The following is a 13,332-nucleotide window of genomic DNA, read 5'->3' on the forward strand; positions in this document are numbered from 1 at the left end:
GCTAACTGGCAGTATTTTATTATCGATCACGCCGGCCAGGGGTTTCTACTGTCTCGCCCCTCAAGGCCAGACCGTACTGCTGAATCACCTCGGAATCCATATCAGCGGGGTTCTCAAGCTGCCAGTTGCCGTCCATAACCCCTTTGACGATAAGGTGTGCCACAGCGGCTTCGATCGCTAGTTTGACACATTGCTGAACCGGCTCGTTGGTGGTGACCCCGGCTTCGGTTTCCAGCAATTCCTTGAAGTCGATATACCGATACACACCGACCTGCAGCTCTTTACTGTAAATGGTCTTGCGTGTTGAGACCGTGTTGATGATCCGCCCTGTGCGCACATCAACAGCCCGCAGATTCACTGTCACCTGGTCAGTGCGGTATTGCTCCGATGCGCCTACCCCCAGATAACGGGCACCCAACCCACCGGTCTTGATATTGGACTCATAGGCAACAATGCCACCCTGAAAGAGGATGTCCGAGGAAAACAGGTCAGGGACATCCGCCACGCGCACGCCTTCCTTCTGGCGCTTTTCTACCACGGCCCGGGCAATCTTGCGCTCAGTCAGCAGGTCTTGCAGCCCTTCCCGTTCCAGGGTGAGAAACCAGCCAGAGCGATTCAGGGCATCGATAAGAAACGCCGCTGCGCCCTGGGTGACCGCCGTGGAAAATGACGAAGACGGCGCCGGCCGATATTGCCCGGTCAAATCACGAAAGCTGTATACCGAAGCCATGATTCGCCCTTTGGGGGGCGGCATGCTTTCAAGATCCAGAGCCACATCGGATTTTTGCACCAGCTCAGGGGCTTCCGGCTCCAGGGGCGGAGTCACACAGCCAGCCAACAGCAGGATCGGCAAGGCCAGCATGACTAGCCCGCAACGGTTGTAACGATTCATCCTTGAATTTCCCAGCGTAGAGCCTTTAAAAGGTATCGGGGACCAGGCCATCGACCGCAATCTGGGTGACTTCGCCGGTATTGATGTCTTCAATAATGATGGACAGCACACCCTGGTCATCGATGATGTTGATCGCAAAATCATCGGTCACAATACTGCCCTCGTTTCCCGCCCCCACATCGGCCAGCAACTGGCTCAACAGCCTGGACTGTAACGAGGATGTCAGGCGATCCAGATCAGAAGGCCTTTCATAAGCAGACGAAGAGGCTTGCGGATCCTTGTAATCGTTTTGCGCCTGAGCATTGCCCAGCAGGTGGGAACCGTTGAGGGGATTGCCTCCGAAGTTTGGATTGACCGGCTGGTAAACCAGCTCACTGGCCGCAACAGGGCCAGCAACAAGAACCAAAAGACAATAAAGCGTTTTCATTAATAGCCGTCCTTGGCCAGATCCGGATTTCCCACCAGCGTATCCAGCACTTTCATGCGCCGGACCCTGAATTCAATGGATTGCACCATCTGTTGTACCCGAGCATCTTCCCAGTTGGATGCAAACGACAGCACAAAGCGCTCCAGTGTCGTATCGTCCGATTTCACCGTAATGATGCTGCCACTGCGGGCGGAGGGTTGCTCATAAATGCTGATACTGAAAGGCGAGTCGGGAAACAGGTAATGGCGTTGATAAGCAAACTGCTGATAGAACCGTTTGCCGATAGGAGTAATCGTCTGGTCGACAACCACCCCCATGTCTTTTTCATTCAGGGCAGCCGCTATCCCGGACAGTGCGAGGAGACTGCACATGAATGGCACCCACGCCAATCGCAGCCCACACACGGCTATTCTCCGCTCTCTTCCAGGTGATTCTCATGCACCCAGCGCATCACACCCACCCGATTCTTCACACCCACCTTCCGGTAAAGGCTTTGCAAATGTGCCTTCACCGTATGCGTACTCAGGCAAAGGGCATCAGCAATTTCATGGTTGCTCATGCCACGCACCACATGATCCAGCATCTGCCGTTCACGGCTGGTGAGGCTTTCAAAGACATGCCCGCAACGGGTTGGGGTTTTGCGGTGACGAACCAGGTAATCCATGTAACTGCGCGGGAACCAGCTGCGCCCCTTGCAAACCACATCCAGCGCCTTGGAAATAAGGGCGTCGCTGTCCTGCTGATAAATAACGCCTTTAACCACCGGCCAGTTAAGCAGGAAAAAAATATTATCGCCCCGATCGGCATTAACCAGGATAACTCGACACAGGGGCATACGCTCCTGGACACGACCAAGCAACCTTTCCATTTCCGGGGTTGAAAAGTCCAGCACATTAATGAGCACCAGTTCATCCTGAATCTGATCACAAAAAAGATCATCACGACTGATTGCTGTGCAGGATACGCCTCGCTGGTTCTCAATGGATTTTGCTAAAAGACGGATTGCAAGATTATTGCAATGTGAAACCACCAAATAAGTTTTGCTTTCGTCACGCGTCCCGTGCGCCATCGACACATCCATATCAATGTCCCTTTCCCCAAGTTCATGGCCAATGGACCAAGAAATATCGCTCCCTTACGTTACCAACACAGACATTACCAACCTGGTCTGTCGGCAGGCTGGCTTCTGCCAACCGGGATCGTTAGTCTATGTCCACCATTTTTCAGTAGCACTAGCTCTATCGGCTATATTTTAAAATCTGTAAAATGGTGACATTCATCACAAAAAATATCACTTTATTTTTATAGCGGCTATTGTCATGCATTTATACCCAAGATGGGTAATTACCGTTGCGGCGATATTTTCGGGGCTCTTTTAATACCCTCTATAGCGAGTTTTCCATGAAATTCTGCAGCCATTGCGGCAACCCCAACCTGCAATTCAGTATTCCGGAAGGGGATAACCGGCCCCGCTACTGGTGCCCGGACTGCGAAACGATTCATTACCAGAACCCCAAGGTTGTGGTGGGCGCCGTGCCGATATGGGAAGGGAAAGTGCTGCTCTGCAAGCGGGCCATCGAACCGCGCAAGGGCTATTGGACGCTACCTGCTGGCTACATGGAAAACGGCGAAACCCTGCAGGAAGGCGCGGCCAGAGAAACCTGGGAAGAAGCCTGCGCTACAGTGGCAATCGGCGACTTGTATACAGTCTTCAACCTGCCGCACATCAATCAGGTGTATGTGTTTTTTCTGGGTGACGTGGAAGACGGCAAATACGGTGTCGGCGAAGAGAGCAGCGATGCCGGCCTGTTTGCTCTGGACGACATTCCCTGGGATGAGCTGGCGTTCCCCACCATCGGGCGCACGCTGCGGTTTTATATTGATGACCTTGCCCGCAATGATTTTCCCGTGCGCACCCAGGATATTCAGCCGCTTAAGCGCCGCCCCATAGACGAATAACCGGATCTCGGCAGCTCTCAGTGCGTGCCCGGCAGCGGCTCCAACTTCCACAAATCAATGGCAGGCTCTTCATAGGGGTGCGACAGGCGTAAGGCGCTGATCACCGCTTGCAGACACGCGCCCAGGCAAAGCGTCTCCACCCGGTACTCTTCCACCACTTCCACCTGATCATGCTGACCGAGAAAGGGCTGACTCCCTGACAGGGGCCGGAATTGCCCCTGACCCAGCGTCTGAAAGCTGCAATGATCGTAATCACCCAGGTGCCCGGCACCGGCCTCGAAAATGGCCGTTTTCACCTGTTCCACATGGCTCACGGGCACGTAAAAGCACAATTTGTAATGTTGATCACTGGCCTCTGTCATTCATGACTCCCAGTGCGTTGAACGTTACGATGCCACCCCGGTATCCGAGGGTAGCGCAGACACAAATTCTGGCTTCAACGCATACTCACCATGGGCGGAAATCCAGATACCTTCCGCCGAAACCGTTTGCTCGCCATTTACCCAGACACTGCCTTCACAGCGTAACTTGCGGCGCTCCAGCGAAACCAGCCGGGCTTCGAAATCCACCGGCGTGTTTAACGGCGTGGCCGCCAAGTAGCGGATATTCAAAGTGCCGGTCATGCCGATTTGACGGACATAATCCTGCGTCTTGGCCATCAGCATATCCAACGCCAATGCCAGCACGCCACCGTGGACCCGCCCTGGCGGCCCCTGAAACGCGGGACCAAACGTGGCCCGGCCACGAATACGGTCACCATCGATCCACAATTCCAGCGGCGGCGAAAGCGGCGAGGCTTTGCCGGTAAGAATTTCAAAATCCACCAGGTCAGTCACGTCATCACCACTGCCCTGCCCGGCCAGCAGACGCTGCAGAATATCGCTGTAATCCCGCTGGCCTTCCTGCTGCAATGCCTGGCGCAGCTGCTGCACCTGACCGATGTAATCCTGCAACTTTTCATGCGGTGCATCCAGCCGTAACACCTGTTCGGTGAGGCCCGCTAATTCCTGGCCCAGCTGACGATGCAACTGCGCCCGCGTGGACGGCTCTGGCGTTTCCGCCACACGAATATCGCGAAAATGATAGGTGGTTTCAGACATCAATTACCCCAGACTCTTGGGTGTCAACCAGACACCTTCTGCGCTGACGGTCTGGGTGTCCCCGTGCCAGATGCCGCCCTCTACAAAAATTTTCCGCCCTTCCTGGCCGGTAATGTGCGCCCGACATTCAATCGGCGCTTCTATGGGTGTCGCTGCCAGATAACGGATATTCAACGTACCGGTGACGCCCAAACGAAACGCGGCATGCAGCGCACGGGAGAGCCCTGCATCCAGCAGCCAGGCGATCACCCCGCCATGCACCCGTCCCGGCGGCCCCTGATACTGAAGCCCCAGGCTGACTTCTCCACGGATACCATCCTGATCTTCCTGCACCCACTGCACCTGGGGAGCAATCGGGTTGGACAGGCCGCCCACCGGGTCGTAGTCCATCATGTGATAGATATCGTCTGCGGTGGCTTTACCGGTAAACAGTTTTCGATTCGCTTCACGGGTATCACGACGCTCCGGTGTGCCCACCGTCTCTACCATGGCTTCCAGTTGCTCTGCCCAACCGGCGAGGGTTGCTTCATCCGCTTCTGCACGAATCAACCGCTCGGCCAGTAATTGCATGGCCGCACTGATACGGCGGCGCTGTGCAAAATCACTGGGCACAGGCTCGGTTTTGTAGGCCTTTTGCAGCTCAAAAGGGCCGAATGTTTTTTCAGACACAGATCACCAATGAATAATTAATCACGAAGAAATTCAAACAATCGTTTGATTCTGAGGGGAGAGACTCTGTAGCTCAAGCTCATAAAAGGACATAAAAAAGGCGGAAATGGCCACCCCATTTCCGCCTTTTTCAGTTTCCAGCTGTCAACTGTCCACTGTTTTTAACCTACCCATTTGCGGGCGTTGGCAAACATCCGCAACCAGGGGCCATTCTCGTGGCCACGCCAGTCGTCCGGGATCCAGCTGTTCTGCAGCACCCGGAACACCCGCTCCGGGTGCGGCATCATGATGGTGACGCGCCCGTCAGTGGTGGTAAAGCCGGTTACCCCCTGCGGAGAACCATTAGGGTTGGCCGGGTACTGTTCGGCCGGGTTACCCAGGCCGTCCACATAGCGCAGGCTCACCAGGCGTTGCTCGATATTGCGATTCAGGGCGTCATCCGCCAGCTCCACACGGCCTTCCCCATGAGCCACGGCAATCGGAATGCGCGTGCCAGCCATGTCTTTCAACAAGATGGACGGGGAATCCTGCACTTCCACCAGGGAAGTACGCGCCTCGAACTGCTCAGACAGGTTACGCACAAAACGCGGCCAGTGCTCCGCACCGGGAATCAGGTCTTTCAAATGCGACAGCATCTGGCAGCCGTTACAGACCCCCAGCGCAAAGGTGTCTTCACGGAAGAAGAAACGGTTAAACGCTTCGCGCATTGCGTCGTTATAGAGCACGGTCTTGGCCCAGCCACCGCCGGCACCCAGCACGTCCCCGTAAGAAAAACCGCCACAGGCCACCAGCCCCTTGAAGTCATCCAACTTCACACGGCCTTCGAGCAAATCACTCATGTGCACGTCAACGGCGGAGAAGCCGACGCGATCAAACGCCGCCGCCATTTCTGTCTGACCATTAACGCCCTGCTCGCGCAGGATGGCCATTTGCGGTTTGCTGCCAGTATTGATGAACGGCGCCGCCGGGTTTTCCGTCATATCAAAGGTCAGCCTCACATTCAGGCCCGGGCCATTGCTGTGCGGAATCGCATCAAATTCCTGACGGGCACAATCCGGGTTATCCCGCAGGGACTGCACCTGATAACTGGTTTCCGCCCAGATACGCTGCAATTCACGGCGCGGGGTTTCCAGCAAAATACCACCCCCCAAACGCAGGCGAATCACATCGTCGCCATCCGGTTGTCCCAAACGGTGAACACACTGCCCGAGACCCGCTTCGGCATAACGGGCAACCACTTCTTCCGAGTGGGATTTTTCCACCTGCAACACCGCGCCCAGCTCTTCGGTAAACAGCGCCGCCACGGCTTCCGGGGTATCGCCGGCCAGGTGATCCAGGGAAATATCCAGCCCTGTGCGGGCAGCAAAGGCCATTTCCACCAGGCTGGTAAACAGACCGCCGTCGGAGCGATCGTGATAGGCCAACAGTTTGCGTTCGGCCAGCAACTGCTGGGTCACCTCGAAGAAAGCGATCAGGTCTTTGGCATCATCCAGGTCCGGCGCGATATCACCGACCTTGCCGTACACCTGCGCCAGGGCGGAGCCGGCCATGCGGTTCTGACCACGGCCCAGGTCCAGCAGCAGCAGTTCGCTGTCCACACCGGTTTTCAGCTCCGGGGTCACCGTCAGGTCAATGTCGGTCACCGTGGAAAAGGCAGAAATCACCAGCGACATGGGTGCGGTGACGCTTTTATCGATGCCCTTGTCGTTCCAGACCGTACGCATTGACAACGAATCCTTGCCCACCGGAATGGCGATACCCAGCTTCGGACACAGGTCCATGCCCACCGCTTTCACCGCATCGAACAAAGCCTGATCTTCACCCGGGTGACCCGCTGCCGCCATCCAGTTGGCCGACATGCTGATCTGGCCCAGATCGCCCAGATGGGCGCCGGCAATATTGGTGATGGACTCGGCCACCGCCATCCGCCCGGACGCCGCTGCGTCCACCAGAGCCACCGGGGTACGCTCCCCCATGGCCATGGCTTCGCCTGTGGTTTTGTTGTCTGCGTTGGGATTAAAGCCGGTAGCGGTCACCGCACAATCAGCCACCGGCACCTGCCAGGGGCCAACCATCTGGTCCCGGTGCACCAGCCCGGTAATGGAGCGGTCGCCGATGGTAATCAGGAAGCTCTTGGAGGCCACGGACGGCAGGCGCATCACCCGCTCACCGGCTTCTTTCAGGTCGATATCTTCAGTGGTGAACGCCTGACGCACAAAATCTTCGCGCTCGAAACTGCGCAGCATTTTCGGCGGTTTGCCGAACAGCAGGTCCATGGGCAGATCCACCGGCGCCTTGCCGAAATGCTCATCGCTCACGGTCAGGTGCTCGGCATCGGTGGCTTCGCCCAGCACAGCGTAGGGAGTGCGCTCACGCTGACAGATGGCGTCGAAGTCCGGCAAATCGTCTGGCATCACGGCCAGCACATAACGCTCCTGGGCTTCATTACACCAGATTTCCACCGGGCTCATGCCGGGCTCGGAACTGGGCACTTTGCGCAGCTCCAGCTGGGCGCCCATATCATGATCGTGGACCAGCTCCGGCAAGGCGTTGGACAAACCGCCAGCGCCCACATCGTGAATGGATACAATCGGGTTATCGTCCCCGCGGGCCCAGCAGCGATCAATCACTTCCTGTACCCGACGCTCAATTTCCGGGTTCTCGCGCTGCACTGAAGCAAAATCCAGCGCTTCCGCAGACTGGCCGGAGGCCATGGAACTGGCCGCCCCGCCGCCCAGCCCGATCAGCATGGCCGGGCCACCCAACACAATAATCTTGGCGCCGGCGGGAATCGGGTTCTTCTCCACATGACCATCACGGATGTTGCCCAGGCCACCGGCGATCATGATCGGCTTGTGGTAACCGCGCATCTCATCACCGTTCACACCTGGTGCGTTAATTTCCAGGGTACGGAAGTAACCGCACAGATTGGGACGACCAAATTCGTTATTGAATGCAGCAGCGCCAATCGGCCCCTCGATCATGATGTCCAGCGCAGAGGCAATGCGCCCGGGCTTACCGTAGGGCTGCTCCCAGGGCTGGCCAAAACCGGGAATATTCAGATTGGATACGGAAAAGCCGTTCAACCCGGCCTTGGGCTTGGAGCCACGGCCGGTGGCACCTTCGTCACGGATTTCACCACCGGAACCGGTGGCCGCCCCCGGATGCGGCGCAATCGCCGTGGGGTGGTTATGGGTTTCCACCTTCATCAGCATATGCACCGGTTCGTTCACGAACTGGTACTGCTGACTGCCCGGCGCAGGGAAAAAGCGATCAGCCACCGGACCGGCCACTACCGACGAGTTATCGCTGTAAGCGCTTAGCACCCCTTCCGGCGCATGCTTGTAGGTATTGCGGATCATCCCGAACAGGCTCAGATCCTGTTCTTCGCCGTCAATCGTCCAGTCCGCATTGAAAATCTTGTGGCGACAGTGCTCGGAGTTGGCCTGGGCAAACATCATCAATTCTGCGTCTGAGGGGTTACGTCCGAGCGCAGTGAACTGTTCCACCAGGTATTCAATCTCATCCGCCGCCAACGCCAGGCCCAGCTCTCCATTGGCCGCTTCCAGCGCCCCACGGCCACCGCCGAGAATATCCACGGTGGTCAATTCCCGGGGCTGGTGATGGGTAAACAAGGCTTCGGCATCGTCCAGCTCCGCCAGCACCACTTCGACCATCCGGTCGTGCAGGGCGGCGGCCAGAGCGTCGCGGTCACCGTCTGCGTCCAGGCGATATTCAATACCGCGCTCAATCCGCTCTACCTGGGTCAACCCGGCGTTGTGGCAAATATCCGTGGCCTTGGACGACCAGGGGGAAATAGTGCCCGGGCGGGGCACCACCACGAAACGCTGCCCCTCAACCTGGGCCTCTTCGACACTGGGGCCATACTGAAGCAAGCCTTCCAGTATCTGCTGCTGCGCAGCATCCAGTGGCGCAGACAACTCCACAAAATGCACATAGCGCGCCGACAGAGCCGATACGCCATTCAGGGACTCAAGCAGTTTTTCCTTACGAAATGCGGACAGGGCCGGGCTTCCGGAGAGGATCAGCATAGTGCGCCTTATATGATTACCAATAGGGATTGAGGGGTGCCAGTTATTCAGGTCGGCAATGATACGGGATTTGCTCGTCGCTCGCAGCCTCTCAAGCCGCCGATTTACTCCGCAATTTGCGCCCGGAACAGGCCGGCTCACCCTGTCATCAGGCAGCAGCAAAACACCTACGAATGACGCCTGATACGCAATTTAATGCTCTTTTCCTGACTTTTAAAAATTGTGCAAAAAAGGAGCAATTGTTCGACAAAGCTTTACAGAACAGCCATTTGCCGATGATAGAGTTGCGCCGCAATTTCGTGATATAGATCACAAGTAAGGAACAATAGCGAAGGCATAGGGCCTTTCACCGGTCGGCGGTAAGCAGTATCGACCTGTCTGGACAACCTGACAGAGGTACCACCAAGTGACGGTATTCTTTCGACACAGCAAGCATTTGCTCGCCTCGCTGGCACTGTTCAGCGTACTGGGGCTAATGCTGGCCATGCGTCCCACCCCCTCCGCCATGGAGCGCGTTATCGCCCGTGGGGAGCTGGTGGTGCTAACCCGCCCGTCCAATACGACCTATTATGAGGATCAGCACGGCTTCACCGGCATGGAATACGAACTCGCCAAAGGGTTCGCTGACAGCCTGGGGGTAGAGCTGCGCATCCTCGAATCCGACGACCTCTCCTACATCCGCTACGCTATCCGCAAGGGCACGGCAGACATTGCCGCCGCTGGCCTGGTCGCCACCACAGAGCGCAGCGAAAGCCTGCGCTTCAGCACTCGCTACCAAAATATCGATACCCTGCTGGTACGCCGCCTGAGCAGCCCACGAATTACCGACCTGAGCGAGCTGAACGACCAGAAAGTGGCAGTAAGCGCCGGCTCCAGCCACGCCGAGCTGTTGATCAAGGCACAGCTGGACAATCCCGAGCTGGCATTCCAGGAAGTGGAAAACGCCACCCCCGAGCAACTGCTGGCGCTGGTGGAAGACGGTCAGGTCGACTACACCCTGATCAATTCCAACAGTTACGCCCTGCAACGTGCGCTCTGGCCTGACCTGATTGCCGATTACACCGTGGCCACCGATATGCCGCTGGCCTGGGCCTTTAATCCGAAAGATGACAAAAGCCTGTATATGGCCGCGCAGCGCTACCTGACCCAAGCCAAGGCGGACGGCACTACCGCCAAGCTGGAAGACCGCTTTTACGGGCATGTGGAACAGTTCAACCTGTACGCGGCACGCAGCTTTATGCGCCACCTGGACGACCGCCTGCCGCTTTATGAAGGGCTGTTCAAGGAAGCCGAAGACAACAGCGGCTTTGACTGGCGCCTGCTGGCTGCCCTCGCCTACCAGGAATCCCTGTGGGACCCCCAGGCCATCTCCCCCACCGGGGTCAAGGGCCTGATGATGCTCACCAACGATACCGCTCGCCAGATGGGTATCAGTGATCGCACCGATCCGTCACAGAGCATCAGCGCCGGCGCCGCCTACCTGCGACGCACCCATGCGCGGATTCCCGACCGCATTCCCGAGCCAAGCCGCACCTGGATGGCGCTGGCCGCCTACAACGTGGGCTTTGGCCACCTGGAAGATGCCCGCGTGCTGACCCAGCGCCAGGGCGGCGACCCGGACAACTGGCAGGACGTGAAACAGCGCCTGCCGCTGCTGGCCAAGCCGGCCTATGCAGACCAGCTTCGCTACGGCAACGCCCGGGGCGGCCAGGCGGTGGTGTACGTCCGTCATATTCGCCGCTACTACGATCTGCTGGTGTGGGCGGAAAATTCCCGCCGCCGCGATGGCACGCTCATCGCCCTGAATTAACAGACAGCAACGAGAGGCGAGTAACGAAACCCGGCCGGGTTCTGCACTTCGAAACTCGCCTCTTTGTTGTCTCAGCGTTATCTCAGAATAATCCTGGCTGACTCACCTGCCGCCCCAACGGCAACGGTGTCAGCCACGGCAAACGTTCCGTCAGCATCTCGTGCCACAATGCAGCCAGGGCCAGCGCGTCGCCATTATCCGGCATGTGAATAAACACACAGGGCTGCTTGCCTGCCTCAATCCAGCACGCCGCCCGCTCGACCCAGGGCGCAAGAAACGGCCGGTTGGCCAGTAAATCCGGGTGACCCACATAACGAATCACCGGCGCCACCTCGCCCGGCAACACATGCACCGGCAGCCGGGGCTTCTTGCGCTGGGCCTCCCGTGTTGCCGGGTCCTCTGCACTGGCGGCAAACAATGCCCGACTGTCAAAACAAACCCGCGCAAGGCTACGTTCCAGCAGGCCACGATTCAGTGCCCTTTCCGCATCGCCCTTGGCAAAAAAATCCCGATGACGCACCTCAACCGTACAGTGCAGCGATGGGGGCAACGCACCCACAAACCGCCACAAGTCCGCCAGATTTTGTGGACCAAAGGCCGCCGGCAGCTGCAGCAAGAACGGGCCCAGCACATCGCTCAACGGATCCAGCCGTTCCACAAACGCCCGCACCTGGCCCTCCACGCCACGCAACAAATCGTCATGGGTAATCTGCCGGGGAAACTTGAACAGGAAACGAAACCCTTGCGGCACCTGGGCGCGCCATTGCTCACACTGATTTCGCGAGGGTGTGGCATAAAAAGACGTATTTCCCTCAACCGCATTGAACACCCGGCTGTAACGCTCCAGAGGACTGCCGCCAACCGGCAGCCGCGCATTCCAGGCGGGATGTTGCCACTGTGGGCACCCCAGAAAATAAGGCAGACTCATGCAACACCAGGGTAGAAATGGTGCTCGCGCAGAGCCCCGCGCACCTGCTCTACACGGGCATTGCTGAGCTGGCGATAATCCGGGTAAGGCGTCAGCAGCAGCCGTTTTTGCGGGTCCACAGCAATCTCCGGGGCGCCATGCAACGGCCGGGCACCGTGCCGCAAACCGCTAAAACGCAGCAGGTTTTCCTTGCCACCGATCCAGTGCCAGCAAGGCCCCTGAGCCAACACCGGTGCAAAACACAGCGCCGTCTCCTTAAACAGCACTTGATCCCGGTAGCGCCGCCAATCCTCCGCCACCGGGCACGCCACCTTGGCCAGCAGATTCAGGATCTTTCGCCAGTGATTGGAGTTGGCCGCCACCAGCGCGGCAGCATCCGGGACCATCCCCAGAGGCCGGTGAGGCAGATACAGCGTCAGTCCTGGCCGGGCAGCCCCCAGGTAATCCGCTTCAGGCATTACAACGTTCTCCTGTTTGAGGCGTTCGCATTCTACCGGGCGCGATACTGGAGGAGCGAAAACGAAAAAGGGCCTGTCGCATCACTGCGACAGGCCCTTCTCGTCTGAATCTGGTAGGCACGAGTGGATTCGAACCACCGACCCCCACCATGTCAAGGTGGTGCTCTAACCAACTGAGCTACGTGCCTAAAGAGGGTGGCAATTCTATGCAGCTTGATCCGTCAGGGCAAGACCCTCGTTGCAGATTACCAATCATCCGTGATCCAGCCGCGCGCCCAGCACCGCATTACTTGCGGCGGCGCGAGCCCCAGGCGGTTTCAATCTGGCGCGCGCGGGTGATGGACTCTTCCACCAGGTCCGACTGATGCTCGGCAAACTCGCGGATAATTTCCAGGGCCGAACGCACATCACGGCGGAAAATGGTTTCCACCAACGCCTTGAAGAACGACAAACACTCTTTGATCTCATCCGGCTCCAGATGCAGAGCCATAAAGTAAGCCCGCTGCATGGCCGGCTGCATATTGATCAGCACATCTTCCACAAAGACATTGCGGGCAAACGGATAGACATGCTCCAGAAAGCGAAAGCTGAGGGTAAAGAAGACATCGTGGTCGCGCTCCTCCGCCGCCACTTGCAAACCGTGAACCAACTCAATGAACGAATCCAGGTCCTCCTCGCGCACCACTTTAATGGCCTTGCGAATCACCAGCCCCAGCAACACCTGCATGACTTCATACAGGCTGCGCACATGGGCTTCGGACATTTCCTTCACCACCGCACCCCGGCGCGGCAGAATGTCGATCAGCTGGCGGCGCTGCAAAATCAGCAATGCCTCACGCACGGACCCTCGGCTGACATCCAGTTCCCCTGCGACTCGCAGTTCCTGAATGCGATCACCGGCCAGCATGTCACCATGGATGATTTGCTGAGCGAGATGCTGGGCAATTTGCTCAGAGAGGCTTTCCTTCGCTTTAAAGCTCACCGAACCCCCGGTACTTGTTGAACAATCCAATTAAGCTTGTCCGACTATAGTACAC

General features: G+C 57.7%; 13 protein-coding genes and 1 tRNA gene. 2 read left to right on the plus strand and 12 right to left on the minus strand.

The features are described from left to right. Positions 1-19: 19 nt before the first annotated feature. Genes COA55_RS06400 through COA55_RS06415 form a run of 4 tightly spaced genes read right to left on the minus strand, consistent with a single transcriptional unit; the run spans position 20 to position 2,400 of the window. A complete protein-coding gene (locus tag COA55_RS06400; RefSeq protein ID WP_290501067.1) occupies positions 20-892 on the minus strand; it encodes a CsgG/HfaB family protein in 873 nt (290 codons plus the stop codon). Between the two features lie 25 nt (positions 893-917). After that, positions 918-1,319 (minus strand): curli assembly protein CsgF, encoded by a 402-nt coding sequence (locus COA55_RS06405; protein WP_290501068.1) that lies wholly within the window; start codon positions 1,317-1,319, stop codon positions 918-920. Then, positions 1,319-1,690 carry a CsgE family curli-type amyloid fiber assembly protein gene (locus COA55_RS06410; RefSeq protein WP_290501069.1) on the minus strand — a complete coding sequence of 124 codons (372 nt, stop codon included), beginning with the start codon at positions 1,688-1,690 and terminating at the stop codon, positions 1,319-1,321. Before COA55_RS06410 ends, COA55_RS06405 begins: the two co-directional genes overlap by 1 nt. A gap of 35 nt (positions 1,691-1,725) precedes the next feature. Next, positions 1,726-2,400, minus strand: a complete 675-nt coding sequence (locus COA55_RS06415; protein ID WP_290501070.1) for a response regulator transcription factor — start codon at positions 2,398-2,400, stop codon at positions 1,726-1,728. A 320-nt stretch (positions 2,401-2,720) separates the two neighbouring features. Between COA55_RS06415 and COA55_RS06420 the strand changes: the two genes are divergently transcribed. After that, complete coding sequence (locus tag COA55_RS06420; protein ID WP_290501071.1) at positions 2,721-3,278, plus strand: NUDIX hydrolase; 558 nt, start codon at positions 2,721-2,723, stop codon at positions 3,276-3,278. A 17-nt stretch (positions 3,279-3,295) separates the two neighbouring features. Here the strand turns inward: COA55_RS06420 and COA55_RS06425 are convergent, their stop codons facing one another. From COA55_RS06425 to purL, 4 genes are all read right to left on the minus strand, one after another. Further along, positions 3,296-3,640: a hypothetical protein gene (locus COA55_RS06425; RefSeq protein WP_063520164.1), complete on the minus strand. Its 345-nt coding sequence runs from the start codon at positions 3,638-3,640 to the stop codon at positions 3,296-3,298. A 24-nt stretch (positions 3,641-3,664) separates the two neighbouring features. Next, positions 3,665-4,378, minus strand: coding sequence for a PaaI family thioesterase (locus COA55_RS06430; RefSeq protein WP_063520165.1), 714 nt, complete (start codon positions 4,376-4,378; stop codon positions 3,665-3,667). A 3-nt stretch (positions 4,379-4,381) separates the two neighbouring features. Then, positions 4,382-5,047, minus strand: coding sequence for a PaaI family thioesterase (locus COA55_RS06435; RefSeq protein ID WP_290501072.1), 666 nt, complete (start codon positions 5,045-5,047; stop codon positions 4,382-4,384). Positions 5,048-5,208: 161 nt separating this feature from the next. Beyond that, positions 5,209-9,099 carry a phosphoribosylformylglycinamidine synthase gene (gene purL, locus COA55_RS06440; protein ID WP_290501073.1) on the minus strand — a complete coding sequence of 1,297 codons (3,891 nt, stop codon included), beginning with the start codon at positions 9,097-9,099 and terminating at the stop codon, positions 5,209-5,211. Positions 9,100-9,505: 406 nt separating this feature from the next. On the opposite strand from purL, the gene mltF reads away from it, so the two are divergent. Beyond that, entirely contained in the window at positions 9,506-10,909 is a 1,404-nt protein-coding gene (gene mltF / locus COA55_RS06445; RefSeq protein WP_063537853.1) for a membrane-bound lytic murein transglycosylase MltF, read from the plus strand. A gap of 82 nt (positions 10,910-10,991) precedes the next feature. Here mltF and COA55_RS06450 read toward each other — a convergent pair whose 3' ends face one another. From COA55_RS06450 to COA55_RS06465, 4 genes are all read right to left on the minus strand, one after another. Beyond that, on the minus strand, positions 10,992-11,837 hold the full coding sequence (locus COA55_RS06450; protein ID WP_290501074.1) for a DUF72 domain-containing protein: 846 nt from the start codon (positions 11,835-11,837) through the stop codon (positions 10,992-10,994). Continuing rightward, complete coding sequence (locus COA55_RS06455) at positions 11,834-12,295, minus strand: hypothetical protein (RefSeq protein WP_063518834.1); 462 nt, start codon at positions 12,293-12,295, stop codon at positions 11,834-11,836. Before COA55_RS06455 ends, COA55_RS06450 begins: the two co-directional genes overlap by 4 nt. Before the next feature lie 111 nt (positions 12,296-12,406). Further along, positions 12,407-12,483: transfer RNA gene (locus tag COA55_RS06460), tRNA-Val, on the minus strand. A gap of 98 nt (positions 12,484-12,581) precedes the next feature. Next, positions 12,582-13,277: a GntR family transcriptional regulator gene (locus COA55_RS06465; RefSeq protein ID WP_063521337.1), complete on the minus strand. Its 696-nt coding sequence runs from the start codon at positions 13,275-13,277 to the stop codon at positions 12,582-12,584. Positions 13,278-13,332 lie beyond the last annotated feature (55 nt).

Source organism: Alcanivorax sp. (assembly GCF_002733835.1).
Lineage (GTDB): Bacteria > Pseudomonadota > Gammaproteobacteria > Pseudomonadales > Alcanivoracaceae > Alcanivorax.

Coding starts and splice junctions, on each gene's coding strand:
- COA55_RS06400 (WP_290501067.1), bottom strand. CDS start 892: ATGAATCGTTACAACCGTTGCGGGCTAGTCATGCTGGCCTTGCCGATC.
- COA55_RS06405 (WP_290501068.1), bottom strand. CDS start 1,319: ATGAAAACGCTTTATTGTCTTTTGGTTCTTGTTGCTGGCCCTGTTGCG.
- COA55_RS06410 (WP_290501069.1), bottom strand. CDS start 1,690: ATGTGCAGTCTCCTCGCACTGTCCGGGATAGCGGCTGCCCTGAATGAA.
- COA55_RS06415 (WP_290501070.1), bottom strand. CDS start 2,400: ATGGATGTGTCGATGGCGCACGGGACGCGTGACGAAAGCAAAACTTAT.
- COA55_RS06420 (WP_290501071.1), top strand. CDS start 2,721: ATGAAATTCTGCAGCCATTGCGGCAACCCCAACCTGCAATTCAGTATT.
- COA55_RS06425 (WP_063520164.1), bottom strand. CDS start 3,640: ATGACAGAGGCCAGTGATCAACATTACAAATTGTGCTTTTACGTGCCC.
- COA55_RS06430 (WP_063520165.1), bottom strand. CDS start 4,378: ATGTCTGAAACCACCTATCATTTTCGCGATATTCGTGTGGCGGAAACG.
- purL (WP_290501073.1), bottom strand. CDS start 9,099: ATGCTGATCCTCTCCGGAAGCCCGGCCCTGTCCGCATTTCGTAAGGAA.
- COA55_RS06450 (WP_290501074.1), bottom strand. CDS start 11,837: ATGAGTCTGCCTTATTTTCTGGGGTGCCCACAGTGGCAACATCCCGCC.
- COA55_RS06455 (WP_063518834.1), bottom strand. CDS start 12,295: ATGCCTGAAGCGGATTACCTGGGGGCTGCCCGGCCAGGACTGACGCTG.